A 13,869-nucleotide genomic window follows, 5' to 3' on the forward strand; every position below is an offset into this window, starting at 1 on the left:
GTTAGTTGCATGTGACGGAACAGGAAGCGGCTGCGTCCCTGTCGGCCGGTCAGGCGTCTTGCTGGATCAGGCCCTTTTCGGCGAGAAACGGCTTCAACTCGCCATTCTCGAACATCTCCCGGACGATGTCGCAGCCACCGACAAATTCACCCTTCACATAGAGCTGCGGGATGGTCGGCCAGTCGGAGAACTCCTTGATGCCGTGGCGCAGCTCGTCGCTGGCGAGGACGTTCTCGGATCCGTACTCAACGCCGACATAGTCGAGGATCTGCACGACAGCCGCCGAGAAACCGCATTGCGGGAACTGCGGGGTCCCCTTCATGAACAGCATCACCGGGTTGGCATCGATCTGGGACTGGATGTGGGATTTGATATCGGACATGGCGATTCTTCCTTTTGCGTACGGGCGGCAGATGGGGCCGGGCTTGCCACAAGTCAACGGCGCCATCCGGGTAATCTTGTCCCTTGTTATCCGTCGGACGCGACGCTCGCAAGACGCATCATGAGATCGTGAGGCAGCTCTCTTCCGGCGGCGGCAATATTCGCCTCGAGATGGGCCAGCCGGGTGGTGGTGGTCATCGCACAATCGACGGCCGGATTGGCGAGCGTGAAGGCCAGGGCGAGGGACGGCGCATCCCAGCCCTCGACCTCATGCAGCCACTGCTCCTGCGTCGCCGCGCCCAGCTGGCGGCGGTTGCGGACCAGCGCCCGGGCGATATACCAGCCATCGGCGAGGCTTTTCGGGACAAGGAACCCGCGCCGGTACAGCCCCTGGCCCAGGGGCGCGATGGCGGTGACTGTCTTGCCCGCCGAGGACGCCTCGTCGAACATCGTTTCGTGGCGCCGGTCGAACAGATTGTACGTGCCCATCAGCATGTCGACGCTGTCTTCCCGCGCCGCCCGGGCGAGGTGGGAACCTTCCGAGCAGACCCCTGTTTGCCTGATCAGGCCTGCGTCCTGCAGGTCCGCCAGCACAGGCAGAGAGGTCATCAGTTCATGTTCATCGGGTCCATGCAGATAGAGGATTTCCAGCGCGTCGAGGCCAAGCCGGCCAAGGCTCTGCTCGACGAGACGCCGGATGGTTTCGGGGGAGAAGTCGCGCCGTCGCCGTCCCTCGTGATCGAGAAAGTTTCCGACCTTGGTCGACACTTTCAGGGATTTGGCCGCGGCCGGGCCGACTGATCTGATCGCCTCGCCGAGACGCGTTTCCGCCACGCCATAAAGCGGGCTCGTATCGAACCGGCTGATACCGCGCTCGATCGCGCCTTCGATCAGCGCCGAAGCCTTGGCGTCGCTGAACCAGTCAGCCCCGAGCGGGCCTGAAACACCCAGACCGAGACGACAAAGACCCGGACGCTGTCGCATCCGGGCCTTGTTATTGTCTGCGGTCTCATCCATGCCGGATGAAAGCCCTGATTCTACAGAATTGTCTGGCCAGTGCCTTCCCAATCCTTGACGAAATCGGCGAGGCCCTTGTCGGTCAGCACGTGGTTGAGCAGGGCGTTGAACACTTTCGGCGGGATCGTCGAGACATCTGCGCCTGCCTTGGCGGCGTCGATGCAATGGCCGGCAGAGCGGATCGAGGCAGCGAGGATCTTCGTCTCATAGCCGTAATTGTCATAGATCTGGCGGATGTCGTGGATCAGCTCCATGCCATCGAGGCCGAGATCGTCGAGGCGGCCGATGAACGGGGAGATATAGGTCGCGCCGGCCTTGGCCGCGAGCCAGGCCTGGTTCGGTGAGAAGCACAGGGTGACATTGGTCTTGATGCCTTCTTCGGTCAGCGTCTTGCAGGTCTTGAGGCCGGCCCAGGTCAGCGGCAGCTTGACGACGACATTGTCGGCGATCTGTGCCAGGCGCTTGCCTTCTTTCAGCATCATGTCGGCTTCGGTCGAGGCGACTTCGGCGGAGACCGGGCCGGTCGTCATCTCGCAGATTTCCGCGATCACTTCCTTGAAGTCACGACCTGCCTTGGCGATCAGAGACGGATTGGTAGTGCACCCGTCAACGAGGCCCGTGTCAAACGCGGCTTTCAGTTCTTTTGTGTCGGCGGTATCGATGAAGATCTGCATGTCTTTCCCTATGGTTTGCCCCTGTTACAGGGTCGTTGTCCTGCACCAGTCTCGTGCCGTCCTATAGCATGACCGGCCGGGCCTGTCGCGGTCCCGGCGTCCATCATGGCGGTACATGGTGACATTTTCATGATAACGCTATCATAAGCCGCGCCGCAAGGCCAGAGGCGATCAGTCTGAACTTGCCTCGTGCTGTATTTCGGCGTTGGCCTCTGCGCCGACACAGATCGCGAAGGCCGAGATCCAGAACCACATCATCAGGGCGATGGCGGCCCCCAGCGACCCGAATGTCTCGTTATAGACTTCGAAATGGGACAGATAGAGCGAGAAACCGATAGACGCCATCAGCCAGATGACCGCCCCGAGCAGGGCGCCAGGCCATAGCCGTTTCGGCCTGATCCGCTCACCATCTGCGGTGCGCGGATGGGCGATGCGGTAAAACGCATAGACCGCCCCGAAAAACAGCGCGAACATCGTCAGCCAACGGAATGTATGCAGAAGGGCGTCGGTAAAGGCACCCAGCCGCAGCGCCGCGATGATCGGCGGGAAGGCGCCGATGATGGTGATGGATAAAAGCGCGAAAAAGATGCCGCCAACCGTGAAGCCGAGCGCCAGCAGGTTCTGCCGGACAAATCCGCGCTGATGGTCCTTCTTGATCGTCACGGACATCGCCGACAACAGCGCGTTGATCGCCCGCGAAGAGCTCCACAACACCAGGACGAGCGACACTATCGCTCCCCATGAGAGTTTACCTTCCTGGGATTCCGCGATGCGGATCATCTGGTTGGCGATCAGGTCGAAGGCGTCCTGCGGCACGATCCCGCGCAATAGCGTCAGGTGATTGCCGAGCTGGTCCGGATCGTTGAACAGGCCCCAGATCGTCAGCGCCAGGGCAATGGCGGGGAAGATCGACAGGAAGGCGAAAAAGGCGACACCGGCGGCGATCAGGCCGATATTGTCGTTACCGATGCTGGCAAAAACGCGCGAGACGGGTTTCTCCACCCTCTGGTAGAGACCGTAAAACGGCATTTTCGTCAGCCTGTCCTTTATTTGCGCAATCATGCCTGCCTCAGCCCCGTTCCTCATGCAAGTCTGCACCGCATGCGGTAACGGCCAAAAGAAGCGGATGGTTCCGGTAAGCTGGACCGGGTCAGCTATCCGCCCTGGCGGTCGGGCAGGCCATACTCTCGCCGTTCGCGAACGATGGCGGCGCCGCGGAACACATTCCGCCTGCGCAATTCCCTGAAAAGCTTGTCCAATCCCGGTCCCCCGGCACTCTCTCTGCGACCAGCGGTACCGTGGTTGCGACGGGAAGTCTAAGCGGCAATGAGCCGGCTATTCCGCCAGCTGCGCCAGGCCGACGCGCAGTTCGGGGATGCCGAAACCCTTCTCCGACGAGGTCGCCGCGATGAACGGGAAAGCGGCCGGGCGGCGGGCGATCTTTTCGGCCGTCTTTGCGATCAGCTTCTCCAGATCGGTCGGCTTGATCTTGTCGGTCTTGGTCAGGACGATCTGATAGGGCACGGCGGCGATGTCGAGCATTTTCATGATCTCGGCATCATTGTCCTTCAGCCCGTGGCGCGAATCGATCAGCAGGCAGACCCGGCGCAGGGTGACCCGGCCTTTCAGGTAATCGCGGATCAACCGGTTCCAGCCGGACGATTCCTTTTTCGAGGCGCGGGCATAGCCATAGCCCGGCAGGTCGACGAGGCGCAGCCTGTCATTGAGGTTGAAGAAGTTCAGCTCGCGCGTGCGCCCCGGCGTGTTCGAGGTCCGCGCCAGCGCCTTGCGGCCGGTGATCGCGTTGAGCAGGGACGACTTGCCGACATTGGAACGCCCGGCAAAGGCGACTTCCGGCATCACCGGGGGCGGCAGGGTCTCCATCGACACGACCCCGAGCATGAAATCGCACGGGCCGGCGAACAGAACGCGGCCCGTCTCGATGTCATCGTCGGAATACGTGGTGTCCGTCATTTGGAGTCATTCGCAGAGGCCGGCTTTTTCTCGCCGTCCTTGCCGAAGCTCTGCTTGATGTTGCCGAAGAAATCCACGTCGGCGCCATGGCGCTTCATGATCACATATTGCTGGATCACGCCAAGGAAGGTGTTCCAGAACCAGTACAGGACGAGACCTGCCGGGAACGGCGCAAAGATGAACAGGAACATCAGCGGCATGAAGTTGAAGATCATCGCCTGGGTCGGGTCTGGCGGCGGCGGGTTCAGCTTGGTCTGGAAGAACATCGCGATCGCCATCAGAATCGGCAGCAGGCCGATGGCGATATAGGGTCCGACGAGCGGAAGCGTGGCGACATCCCATGGCGCGAGGCCGAACAGGTTCAGCAGCACGGCCGGGTCCGGCGCGGTCAGGTCATTGATGTAAAGGAACGGCTCGTGACGCAGCTCGATGGTCACGAACAGGACCTTGTAGAGGGCGAAGAAGATCGGCATCTGCATGATCACAGGCAGGCAGCCAGCCAGCGGATTGATGTTGTACTTCTTGTACAGCGCCATCATTTCCTGCTGCTGCTTCATCTTGTCGTCCTTGTAGCGCTCCTGCAGTTTCTTCAACTCCGGCTGGACCTTGCGCATGCCGGCCATGGACGCAAAGCTCTTGTTGGCAAGCGGGAAGAGGATCGCCTTGATGACCAGGGTCAGCAGCAGGATGGCGACGCCGTAATTGCCGGTCAGCTCGGCGAAGAAATGCATCAGCCAGAAGATCGGGCGCGTCAGGAAGAAGAAATTGCCCCAGTCGACGGCCTTGTCGAAATCCTTGATGCCGAGCCCGCCTTCCTCGACCGGCTCCTCGTAATGATTGAGGATTTCCATGCGCTTGGCGCCGCCGAACATGTGAGCCTGATAGGTCCAGGTCTCGCCCGGCTCGACCACCTGCTGCGCGCCGCGATACTGGGCAAGATAGACCGGGTTGTCGCGGGTGGTGTTCGCCTCATGGCCAAGACGGCCGGTATAGACGAGGTCCTGCGCCGGGATCGGGGCGGCAAGCCAGTTCTTCGAGGTCAGGCCGACCCAGCCGCCGGAAACGCCCTCGGCTGAGCGTTCCCCCTTCTTGTAGACGTTCTGGTATTTGCGTTCCTTGAGGCCGACCGAGCCGAGCACGCCGACCGGGCCTTCATGCAGGATCATGAATTTCTTCAGGAAGGGCGGGTCGCCGCGCTGAACCGTCAGGCCGAAGGGGGCGACAATGGCGCGCTCGCCGCTGGTGTTCTCCACCGTGCGGGTGACGTTGAACATGTACTGGTCGTCGATGCCGATGGTCATGGTGTGGACGAGGCCGCCCTCGGTCCGGGTCAGGGTGACATCATTGTCGACGGTCAGCACCGCGCTCTCGTCGGCGGTCCAGATCGCCGTGCGGTCGTCCTGCAGCGGATTTTCGCCGGCCCGCGCGATCGCGCCGGTCTGCATGTAATGGCCGTATTGCGTCTCGCGCGGATTGAGCATGGTCACGATCGGCGAGCTGTCATCCGGCGTGATGTGATATTGTTTCAGGCTGAGGTCGTCGATAACCGCGCCCTGCAGGTTGATCGAGCCGGTCACCATCGGCGTTTCGATGCGCACCCGGCCCGGGGCAAGGGCCAATGCCTCTTCCCGTGTCAGGATGCGGTTGACCGAAGACGGATCCTCCAGCGTGCCGAGATCGCCTGCTGCCTGCTCGTCGACCTGCATCGTCTGCTGGGCCTGACGCTGCGCTTCCATCGCGTCGCGCTGGGGCTGCATGTAGAACACGTCCCAGAGCAGCAAGAGGCCCATGGAGATGGCGACAGCGATAATGAGATTGCGATTGTCCATTGAATGTTCCGTCTAGTCTTTGTCAGGGCCTGAACGCGAAGATCGTCTTGGTGGCCGCGTCATGCTGCCCGGTCCTGCCGCCGGGCGCTTGGTCACAGGTGGGCTTACAAGGGCCTGTTTCAGATCGTCAAGCAGAATGGCGAAAGGAAGCTCTTCCGCCGCGGATCGCGCGATCAGCACATAGTCGTGGCCTCGCGTGCCGTGAACGGCGAGAACCTCTCTGCCCGCAGCCCGCAGCCGCCGCTTGATGCGGTTGCGGGTGACCGCCTTGCCGAGCTTTTTCGTCACCGTAATGCCGAGCCGGGCAATGCCTTCGCCGGCGCGGCCCGTTTTATCCGCCGGCCCCTTTTTCTCTGCCGGGGAAGGAGCACTGAGCAGCAGGAAGCCTTTCGTCGATGCCCCGCGGCAATCTCTCAAACGCAAAAAATCCGCCCTTTTTTTCAAAGAGCGGACCGGCAGCATTGCTGCGTTTTTGCTGGCGGGGCCTGTCAAGCAAAGCCCTCCCTTTAGCTGTCTGCGTTAAGCTGACAACTTCTTGCGGCCCTTGGAACGGCGCGCTGCGAGTACTCTCTGGCCGCCCTTGGTGGCCTTGCGGGCGCGGAAACCGTGACGGCGCTTACGCACCAGGCGGCTTGGCTGATATGTTCTTTTCATCGTCTGCCCCTTTGAAGGCGTCAATAAATATGAATTCGAAGGCGCGTGACTACGTCATGAGGGCGGCCTCGTCAAGGGTGCAGATGGGTGAAATTCTTGTGTTCCGCAACACGCGATGGTGACGGCACCATCGCGCAGCTGTGACGCTGCCCGGCGGCCTTTTGCAGTATTACGACCAAACCAGCCGGGCGGCGCAGCCGTTATGACACCAGACGGAACGGGAAACATCCAGGAATGCGCTTCTTCGCCAGCCTTTTGAGTCTTGTCAGCCTCATGACCATACTGCTGGCGCCAGCGGTGCAGGCAGCCGGTGACACTGCTTATGACCGGTTTCTCGGGGCCTATGTCGTCGAGAAATCCCCGGGCGTCACCGCCGTGCGCTACGGCGCGGTAGCGCAGGCTGATCACGCGGCCCTGGAAGACTGGATCGGCGATCAGGCCGCCTCGGGGCCGCCTGACGACCGCGACGCCGCCTTCGCCTGGTGGGTCAATCTCTACAATGCCGTCACCCTCGATGTGGTCCTCGACAACTATCCTGTCGCCTCGATCCGCGATATCCGCTTCGGCCTCGGCATTCGCCCCGGCCCGTGGCGGGAAGATCTCGTGACCGTCAATGGCGAGGAAATGAGCCTCGACGATATCGAGCATGGCACGCTGCGCGAGAACTGGGACGAGCCGCGCGTGCATTTCGCCGTCAACTGCGCCTCCATCGGCTGCCCGGCGCTGCTGCCCGAGCCCTTCGCTGCTGCCACGCTGGACGCCCGCCTCGACGCCGCGACCCGCGCCTTCGTCAATTCAGGCCGCGCCGTAATGGTGGAAGACGGCGACCTCATCCTGTCCTCGATCTTCGACTGGTATGGCGGCGATTTCGGCGGCAGCGACGCGGCCATTCTCGACTGGCTGCGCCCCTATGCCGACGGCGAGACCGCTGCAATGCTTGACGGCCGGACAAAAATCGACGGCTATGCCTATGACTGGTCGCTGAACGAGGCTGACTGAGCCCGGAACGAATATCCAGAGGATTTATCATGACACAGACGATCAAGGCAGATTTGTGTATCATCGGCGCCGGCTCCGGCGGGCTGTCGGTCGCCGCCGGCGCAGCGCAGCTTGGCCGAAAGGTCGTGCTGATCGAAAAGGGCAAGATGGGCGGCGACTGCCTCAATTATGGCTGCGTCCCGTCCAAGGCGATGCTCGCTGCCGGCAAGCGCGCCCAGCACATGCGCGAGGCGGCCCGCTTCGGCATCGCCGGTGTCGAGCCCGCGATCGACTACAAGGCGGTGCTCGACCATGTCTACCGCACCATTGCCGAGATCGAGCCCAATGACAGCCAGGAGCGGTTCGAGGGTCTCGGCTGCACCGTGCTGCGAGACCCTGCGCGATTTACCGGCGAGCGCGAGGTGACGGCGGGCGAGCATGTCGTCAAGGCAAAGCACTTTGTCATTGCCACCGGCTCATCGCCCTTCGTGCCGCCGATAGAGGGGCTCGACAGCGTCCCCTGGCTGACCAATGAGACAATCTTCTACATGCCGGACCAGCCCGCGCACCTGCTGATCATCGGCGGCGGCCCCATCGGTGTCGAGATGGCCCAGGCCCATCGCCGCCTCGGGGCGGAGGTGACCGTGATCGAGGGCGGCAAGATCCTGCCCAAGGACGACCCCGAACTCGTCGCCATCGCCCGCGCGCACCTGACCAGTGAGGGTGTGCGGATCATCGAGGGCGGCAAGGTCGCGCGGGTCAGTGGCAGCGAAGGCGACATCACCGTCCACTACAGGACGGACGAGGGTGAGCACGCCGTCACCGGCTCCCATCTCCTCGTCGCGACCGGCCGCCGCGCCAATGTGGAAGGCCTCGACCTCGAAAAGGCCGGCGTCGAGTATGACGAGCGCGGCATCAAGGTGAACGCCCGCCTGCGTACGACCAACAAGCGCATCTATGCCGCCGGTGACGTTGCTGGCGGGCGCCAGTTCACCCATGTCGCCGGCTATCACGCCGGCGTGCTCGTCCAGAACATCCTGTTCAAGGTCCCGGCCAAGAACAAGGAAGAGAACGCGCCCTGGGTCACCTATATCGATCCGGAGCTCGCCCATGTCGGCCTGACCGAGGCGCAGGCGAAGGACCAGGGCGAGAAATACACCATTGCCCGCTGGAAATTCGAGGAAAACGACCGCGCCCATGCAGAGCATGAAACCTCGGGCATGGCCAAGGTGGTCGTCGGCAAGGGCGGCAAGGTGCTCGGCGCGTCGATCATCGGGCCGGGTGCGGGCGACCTGATCGGGCCATGGGCGCTGGCCATCGCCAACGGGCTGAAGATCAAGGCCTTCACCAACATGATCGCACCATACCCGACCATGGGCGAGATCACGAAGCGCGTCGCCGGCGCCTATTACACGCCGACGCTGTTCTCCGACCGCACCCGTTTCGTTGTCAGGCTGCTGTCGACCTTCGACTGATCGCACGGGCATATGGCACCGGCGCCGAACTGCGCTAGATAGGGGGCAAAGGAGCGGGCGGCATGGCCGGTATCGGGACATCAATCAACTATCTGGTCGAGCGGCGGCACAATCTGCCGGCGCGCCTGCTTGCGCTGACCGTCGTCTTCATCATCATCGCCGAGATCGTCGTCTTCGTGCCCTCCGTCGCCAAGTTCCGGTACGACTATCTGCAGGAGCGGATCGAGCGCGCCTATCTCATCTCGGTCTCGTTCCAGATCGCGCCCGACAACATGATCGAGCCAGAGACCGTCCGCACCCTGTTCGAAACGGCGGAGATCATCGGCGTGCGCATCGACGCAGGCGGGCGCAGCCAGCTCATCCTTGCCCCCGGAAGTGAAGACGGCAGGGAAGGCGACGAAGAGATGGACCGCAAGCCGGTCGACCTGCGCGAGGCGTCGCCACTGCAGCTGATCGGCGACGCGCTCGGCAACATGGTCTCGCCGTCCAACATGTATCTGATGGTGCAGGGCGCTCCGCCCTCGGCGCCCGGTATGACTGTCGATATCGTGATCGAGAAGGCACCCCTGCGCGAGGCGCTGTGGCGCTACGCGATCGGTATTCTCGGCCTGTCCATCGTTATCTGCATCATCGTTGCGGGCGCGATCTATTTCACCATCCTGTTCATCTTCGTTCGCCCCATGGTCAAGCTGACCGCCAATATGGCCCGCTTCCAGCGCAAGCCGGAGGATGAAGGCGCGATGATGCGCCCGTCAGGCCGCCGCGACGAGATCGGCCAGGCCGAGCGTGTGCTCGCCGACATGCAGGCGGAGCTGAGATCCGCCCTGCGCCAGAAATCCCGGCTGGCGACCCTGGGCGAGGGTATGTCCAAGATCAACCACGACCTCAGGAACGTGCTTGCCAGTGCCATGCTGATGTCCGACCGGCTGTCGCGCAGCGAGGACCCCCAGGTCAAGCGTCTCGCGCCCCGGCTGATCAAGGCGCTCGACAGGGCTGTCGTCATGTGTCAGGCGACGCTCGATTACGGCCGTGCCGAGGTCAAGGAACGCGAACGGGTCAACCTGTTCGACATTGTCGAGGAGACGTCGGACGCGCTGAAGATCTTTACCGAGGGCGAGCCGCCGATCCAGTTCATCAATGAGGTCTCGCCGCGCGTGGAACTGATGGCCGACCGCACTCAACTCTTCCGTGGACTGTTCAATCTGGCCCGCAATTCAGCCGAGGCGCTGGCAACAAGCGATCAGCCGGCGCCCAGGGTCACCTTCTCGGCGGAACGCACGGACCGTCTCGTCATCATCGACGTACAGGACAACGGCCCCGGCCTGCCGCCTGCGGCGCGGGAACATCTCTTCGTGCCGTTCAAGGGCTCGGTGCGCCAGGGAGGTTCAGGTCTCGGCCTCGCCATCGCAGCCGAAACCGTCCGCGCCCATGGTGGCGACATCGTGCTGCACGAGACAGGGCCCGCCGGCACCATCTTCCGCATCACCCTGCCGCTTCAGGCGCCGACCAGTTTGGGATAGCAGGGGGTGCCACTCGGGGGTCCGGAGGTTGGCGCGGCGACAATTATACCGTCTACTGAAAGTTTTCGGGCAAGCACGCGCATTGCCTGGCCCAGGGCATCCTGGCCGGCCGGGCGGACCATGGTCCGGCAGCGCAATTGTGCTTCACGCTCACGCCCGGCCTGTGTCGCCGCGAGCAGGGCGGCAAAGGCCGTTTCGTCGGCACTCATCACCGCGCTATGGGCCGCATGAAGGCGCAGCGGACGGCGGGCATGGGTATCGATCAGCCGCATCACCTGCAGCAGCGCCCGCGCCGGGCTGTCCTCTCGAAGCGTGTCATGCACCGGCGCGGCGCAGGGACAGGCGAACAGGCGCAGGGCCGACACGATGAACAGGGCCGGATCCTCCGTCCTGTCGGTTGGCAGAGGCAAGGGCAGGGGGTGGGACTGGGTTGCGCTCATAGCTCTGTGATCTCCCTTCCGGCTCCGGTCATCCCGAATCGTTGTGACCCGCCGGCATTGGCGGGCGGAGACAGACATAACAATATTGAGAATAATTATCAATAGCATATTTGGGGCGGTCGGCGGAATCGCAGCCATGTTGATGCCACATTCTTGCGTCCTTTTACCCTGTATGAACAGGACTCTCCGCTCTCTCATCGGGCCAATTGTGCTGGCGGCGTCGGCACTGATAGGCCTTTCCTTGCCCGCATCGGCCCAGGTGCGTGGCAGCGCCGCCGTCGATGCCGAAACCGGTGCAGAAATTGCCGCTCAAGGCGCGCAAGGCTGGGATGGCGACATTGATGACCGTCTGGCCGGCGGCCGTGACAGCCGGGGCGATGATCGCGATCTCGGCTATGGACGCAACGACCGCAGCTATGACGATACAGGCTATGACCGATATCGCGATGATGACCGTGATTATGGCCGTGATAGGGGTCAGGTGCGGGGCGAGGATGGCAGCCGCTATCAGGAACAGGCACGCAGCTACACTGATGAGTACCGCCGCTATTCCGACAATTACAGCCCCCGATACGATGATAGCCGTCGCTATGATCGCGACTATCGCAGCCGCTACGAATATCCGGACCGGAGTTATCGCTATAGCGACGACCGCTACCGGGGCAGCAGCTTCGATTTTTCCGTCGATCTGGGTGACGTCACCATCGGCTATTCCGACGGCTATCGCGATGGCTACTATGTCTACAACAGTGGCCGCAGCCGCTATCGCCACCGCGACTGGCGCTCCGGCTACACCAGCTACGCCTATCGCTGCCATCCGGTGAGCTATAGCGAATGGCATCGGGGGCGCCGCGTGCCGGTGACCGCCACCATGTGCTATGATCGCTATGGCTACGGCTATGTCGTGCCGGGCAGTGTCCGCTACGGCCGCTGGTAGAGCCGCTTGAGCCTTCCCGGAACAGCCTGGTGATTCGGTCTCTTCTTCTTGAAGTCACGGGACCGTGAACCCATATGCAAAAGCGTAGAGGGCCGCAGACATTGCAAGGAGATGAAAGAATGAGTTCAACTACCCGCAAAGGGTCTATCCATGAACAGCTGCGGCCGGCATGGACGCCCGTCAACATCGCCATCATGGTTGTCGCCTTTATCATTGGCGCGTGGCCCATCGGCGTTTTCATGATCGCCTACATGATCTGGGGTCAGGCCTGGGGCCTTGATTTCAGCCAGTGGGGCAAGACTGATGGCGTGTCCAGCGCCGGCGAGAAGATGAAATCCGCTTTCGACAAGGCGTTCGATGGCAAGGCCTCGTCCTCGCGCACCGGCAATAGCGCCTTCGATGAATGGCGCGACGCCGAACTGCGCCGCATCGAGGAAGAGCGCCAGAAGCTCGAAGCCGCGAAGCGTGAATTCCAAGCCTATATGGAAGAGATGCAGAAGGCCCGCGACAAGGAAGAATTCGAGCGTTTCAAGGCGCGCTGGGACAATAATGCAACAGGTGGTGATGCTCCCTCTGGCCAGTAAGTGTCTGAAATAATTCAATGATCCAATAATCCGGCGTCAAAAGCGCCGGATTTCTTATGCCGTCGCCGTGAACTGATCAGTCCAAGAATCGTTTTATGTAAAGTAGCGTAACAGAAACAGGAGAAAATCATGCTCCGCTATGTTCTTGTTCTGATTATTGTCGCCGTCGGTCTGCCGCTGGTCATGATCTCTCTTGGAGTGCAGAAGGACCAGCCGACAGAGATTGATTACGGTGAAGATGCGTTTGCCGAGCAACAGGCACCCTATTCAGCCGCGTCCATGATGTAGGCACCGTCCTTGATGGAGGCGAAGCCTGGCGGGTGGTCGGTGTACTGATCGCGACTGCTCCCGCTGTCATTCGTTCAGTCATTCGCTCAGTCATTCCTCCAGCCAGGACGATTGCCCGCCTTGTCGCGCTGAGCCACCGGATGACCCGATAGGCCGGGCGCCTTTCTCATTCATCCCTGCCAAGAACCAAACTCACCGCTGCGCTGTTCTGTAATGGAAAACGCATGGAGACGTGACATGGCCCGCATTTTTGGATTTATCATATTCATCGTTCTGGCTGTCGGGGGTGCATGGTTCCTCATCGAGCGGGATGCCCTCGACCGGGATGGTCAGACCACCCTTGCGTCGGATAGCGATGTCGATGTCATGGCGCGGCAGGAGCGGGCAGTCCGGAGTATTGACCGTTCCGTCGAGCGCGCCGGCGACCTTGCCGAGCAGGCCTATGCACTGGCCGAGGAACTCGAGAAAAATGCCGACCGGGCCGAGGAAAGCGCGCAGGCATCGGCGCAGCTTGCCACTTATAACGATGCCGCAGACGCCTCCGTCGTGGCGTCGGTGGAGGCTGCCGACCGCGCACGCGCCACTGCCGTCATCGCCCGCGAGGTGTCGATCATGCTCGCCCAGGCTGCCGAAGATGCCGGCGAGGTCACCGATGAGGCGGGCGAATTGACCAGCGTCGCCGTCACCGTCGAGAAAAGCCAGCGCGAGGCGCGCGAGGCGAAGGCGGAGGCGGTCGAAGCGGCGGCCAAGCTCGAGCAGGCAGAAGAGGCGGTCGCCAGGGCCACGGATGATGCGCAGATTTTTCTGGCCGAACGCGATGGCACCATCGCGAAAGACCGTCGCATCGCCTCTACCTATGACAACCGGGGCTATGCCGGTACCGGCCGCCCCGACCTCGTCTATGAGGACGACCGCAATCGCTACGTCACCGGCAACCTGGCCGACGACGACGACAGCCGCTGATCCTCCGCTGATCCTCCGCTGATCCCCCCACTGATCCCCCCATTGATCCGGGACGCGGCAGGCTTCCGCTTCTTGTGAGAAGCCGTGACGGGACCGGATCGGGAAAGTGCGCTACCACCTTGGCCAGTCAGTTCCCGTCATGACTTTTGCAAGGA

General features: G+C 62.2%; 16 protein-coding genes. 7 read left to right on the plus strand and 9 right to left on the minus strand.

From position 1 onward, the window contains the following. Positions 1-49: 49 nt before the first annotated feature. From grxD to rpmH, 8 genes are all read right to left on the minus strand, one after another. Positions 50-382 (minus strand): Grx4 family monothiol glutaredoxin, encoded by a 333-nt coding sequence (gene grxD / locus IEV88_RS01035; RefSeq protein WP_188159448.1) that lies wholly within the window; start codon positions 380-382, stop codon positions 50-52. Positions 383-468: 86 nt separating this feature from the next. Beyond that, a complete protein-coding gene (locus IEV88_RS01040) occupies positions 469-1,398 on the minus strand; it encodes an aldo/keto reductase (RefSeq protein ID WP_188159449.1) in 930 nt (309 codons plus the stop codon). 20 nt (positions 1,399-1,418) lie between these two features. Then, positions 1,419-2,072, minus strand: coding sequence for a fructose-6-phosphate aldolase (gene fsa / locus IEV88_RS01045; RefSeq protein ID WP_188159450.1), 654 nt, complete (start codon positions 2,070-2,072; stop codon positions 1,419-1,421). Between the two features lie 171 nt (positions 2,073-2,243). Further along, entirely contained in the window at positions 2,244-3,134 is an 891-nt protein-coding gene (locus tag IEV88_RS01050; RefSeq protein WP_188159451.1) for a YihY/virulence factor BrkB family protein, read from the minus strand. A gap of 273 nt (positions 3,135-3,407) precedes the next feature. After that, complete coding sequence (gene yihA, locus IEV88_RS01055; RefSeq protein ID WP_188159452.1) at positions 3,408-4,046, minus strand: ribosome biogenesis GTP-binding protein YihA/YsxC; 639 nt, start codon at positions 4,044-4,046, stop codon at positions 3,408-3,410. Then, entirely contained in the window at positions 4,043-5,875 is a 1,833-nt protein-coding gene (gene yidC, locus IEV88_RS01060; RefSeq protein WP_188159453.1) for a membrane protein insertase YidC, read from the minus strand. Before yidC ends, yihA begins: the two co-directional genes overlap by 4 nt. Positions 5,876-5,887: 12 nt before the next feature. Further along, on the minus strand, positions 5,888-6,367 hold the full coding sequence (gene rnpA / locus IEV88_RS01065) for a ribonuclease P protein component (RefSeq protein WP_188159454.1): 480 nt from the start codon (positions 6,365-6,367) through the stop codon (positions 5,888-5,890). Between the two features lie 27 nt (positions 6,368-6,394). After that, positions 6,395-6,529 carry a 50S ribosomal protein L34 gene (gene rpmH / locus IEV88_RS01070; RefSeq protein WP_188159455.1) on the minus strand — a complete coding sequence of 45 codons (135 nt, stop codon included), beginning with the start codon at positions 6,527-6,529 and terminating at the stop codon, positions 6,395-6,397. A 273-nt stretch (positions 6,530-6,802) separates the two neighbouring features. On the opposite strand from rpmH, the gene IEV88_RS01075 reads away from it, so the two are divergent. The 3 genes from IEV88_RS01075 to IEV88_RS01085 all read left to right on the plus strand — a co-directional run bounded on the left by IEV88_RS01075 (position 6,803) and on the right by IEV88_RS01085 (position 10,502). Beyond that, on the plus strand, positions 6,803-7,528 hold the full coding sequence (locus tag IEV88_RS01075) for a DUF547 domain-containing protein (protein WP_188481182.1): 726 nt from the start codon (positions 6,803-6,805) through the stop codon (positions 7,526-7,528). A gap of 29 nt (positions 7,529-7,557) precedes the next feature. Then, complete coding sequence (locus IEV88_RS01080) at positions 7,558-8,982, plus strand: dihydrolipoyl dehydrogenase family protein (protein ID WP_188159457.1); 1,425 nt, start codon at positions 7,558-7,560, stop codon at positions 8,980-8,982. 62 nt (positions 8,983-9,044) lie between these two features. Further along, positions 9,045-10,502: a sensor histidine kinase gene (locus tag IEV88_RS01085; protein ID WP_188159458.1), complete on the plus strand. Its 1,458-nt coding sequence runs from the start codon at positions 9,045-9,047 to the stop codon at positions 10,500-10,502. Here IEV88_RS01085 and IEV88_RS01090 read toward each other — a convergent pair. Next, positions 10,478-10,942 carry a hypothetical protein gene (locus IEV88_RS01090; protein ID WP_188159459.1) on the minus strand — a complete coding sequence of 155 codons (465 nt, stop codon included), beginning with the start codon at positions 10,940-10,942 and terminating at the stop codon, positions 10,478-10,480. The two genes, IEV88_RS01085 and IEV88_RS01090, sit on opposite strands and share 25 nt — an antisense overlap. A gap of 241 nt (positions 10,943-11,183) precedes the next feature. Here IEV88_RS01090 and IEV88_RS01095 point away from each other — a divergent pair, with 241 nt between their 5' ends. From IEV88_RS01095 to IEV88_RS01110, 4 genes are all read left to right on the plus strand, one after another. Beyond that, on the plus strand, positions 11,184-11,879 hold the full coding sequence (locus IEV88_RS01095; RefSeq protein WP_188159460.1) for a hypothetical protein: 696 nt from the start codon (positions 11,184-11,186) through the stop codon (positions 11,877-11,879). A gap of 119 nt (positions 11,880-11,998) precedes the next feature. After that, complete coding sequence (locus tag IEV88_RS01100) at positions 11,999-12,463, plus strand: DUF2852 domain-containing protein (protein WP_188159461.1); 465 nt, start codon at positions 11,999-12,001, stop codon at positions 12,461-12,463. Positions 12,464-12,592: 129 nt separating this feature from the next. Continuing rightward, the gene (locus tag IEV88_RS01105; protein WP_188159462.1) at positions 12,593-12,751 is read left to right on the plus strand and encodes a hypothetical protein; all 159 of its coding nucleotides are present in this window, start codon (positions 12,593-12,595) and stop codon (positions 12,749-12,751) included. A 237-nt stretch (positions 12,752-12,988) separates the two neighbouring features. Next, a complete protein-coding gene (locus IEV88_RS01110; RefSeq protein ID WP_188159463.1) occupies positions 12,989-13,714 on the plus strand; it encodes a hypothetical protein in 726 nt (241 codons plus the stop codon). The last annotated feature ends 155 nt before the right edge of the window (positions 13,715-13,869 follow it).

The sequence above is a fragment of the Aquisalinus flavus genome, assembly GCF_014640095.1.
In the GTDB taxonomy this organism is placed as follows: domain Bacteria; phylum Pseudomonadota; class Alphaproteobacteria; order Caulobacterales; family Parvularculaceae; genus Aquisalinus; species Aquisalinus flavus.

Coding starts and splice junctions, on each gene's coding strand:
- IEV88_RS01050 (WP_188159451.1), bottom strand. CDS start 3,134: ATGATTGCGCAAATAAAGGACAGGCTGACGAAAATGCCGTTTTACGGT.
- IEV88_RS01085 (WP_188159458.1), top strand. CDS start 9,045: ATGGCCGGTATCGGGACATCAATCAACTATCTGGTCGAGCGGCGGCAC.
- IEV88_RS01110 (WP_188159463.1), top strand. CDS start 12,989: ATGGCCCGCATTTTTGGATTTATCATATTCATCGTTCTGGCTGTCGGG.
- IEV88_RS01100 (WP_188159461.1), top strand. CDS start 11,999: ATGAGTTCAACTACCCGCAAAGGGTCTATCCATGAACAGCTGCGGCCG.
- IEV88_RS01075 (WP_188481182.1), top strand. CDS start 6,803: ATGACCATACTGCTGGCGCCAGCGGTGCAGGCAGCCGGTGACACTGCT.
- IEV88_RS01105 (WP_188159462.1), top strand. CDS start 12,593: ATGCTCCGCTATGTTCTTGTTCTGATTATTGTCGCCGTCGGTCTGCCG.
- fsa (WP_188159450.1), bottom strand. CDS start 2,072: ATGCAGATCTTCATCGATACCGCCGACACAAAAGAACTGAAAGCCGCG.
- IEV88_RS01040 (WP_188159449.1), bottom strand. CDS start 1,398: ATGGATGAGACCGCAGACAATAACAAGGCCCGGATGCGACAGCGTCCG.
- yihA (WP_188159452.1), bottom strand. CDS start 4,046: ATGACGGACACCACGTATTCCGACGATGACATCGAGACGGGCCGCGTT.
- IEV88_RS01090 (WP_188159459.1), bottom strand. CDS start 10,942: ATGAGCGCAACCCAGTCCCACCCCCTGCCCTTGCCTCTGCCAACCGAC.
- rpmH (WP_188159455.1), bottom strand. CDS start 6,529: ATGAAAAGAACATATCAGCCAAGCCGCCTGGTGCGTAAGCGCCGTCAC.
- IEV88_RS01080 (WP_188159457.1), top strand. CDS start 7,558: ATGACACAGACGATCAAGGCAGATTTGTGTATCATCGGCGCCGGCTCC.
- yidC (WP_188159453.1), bottom strand. CDS start 5,875: ATGGACAATCGCAATCTCATTATCGCTGTCGCCATCTCCATGGGCCTC.
- grxD (WP_188159448.1), bottom strand. CDS start 382: ATGTCCGATATCAAATCCCACATCCAGTCCCAGATCGATGCCAACCCG.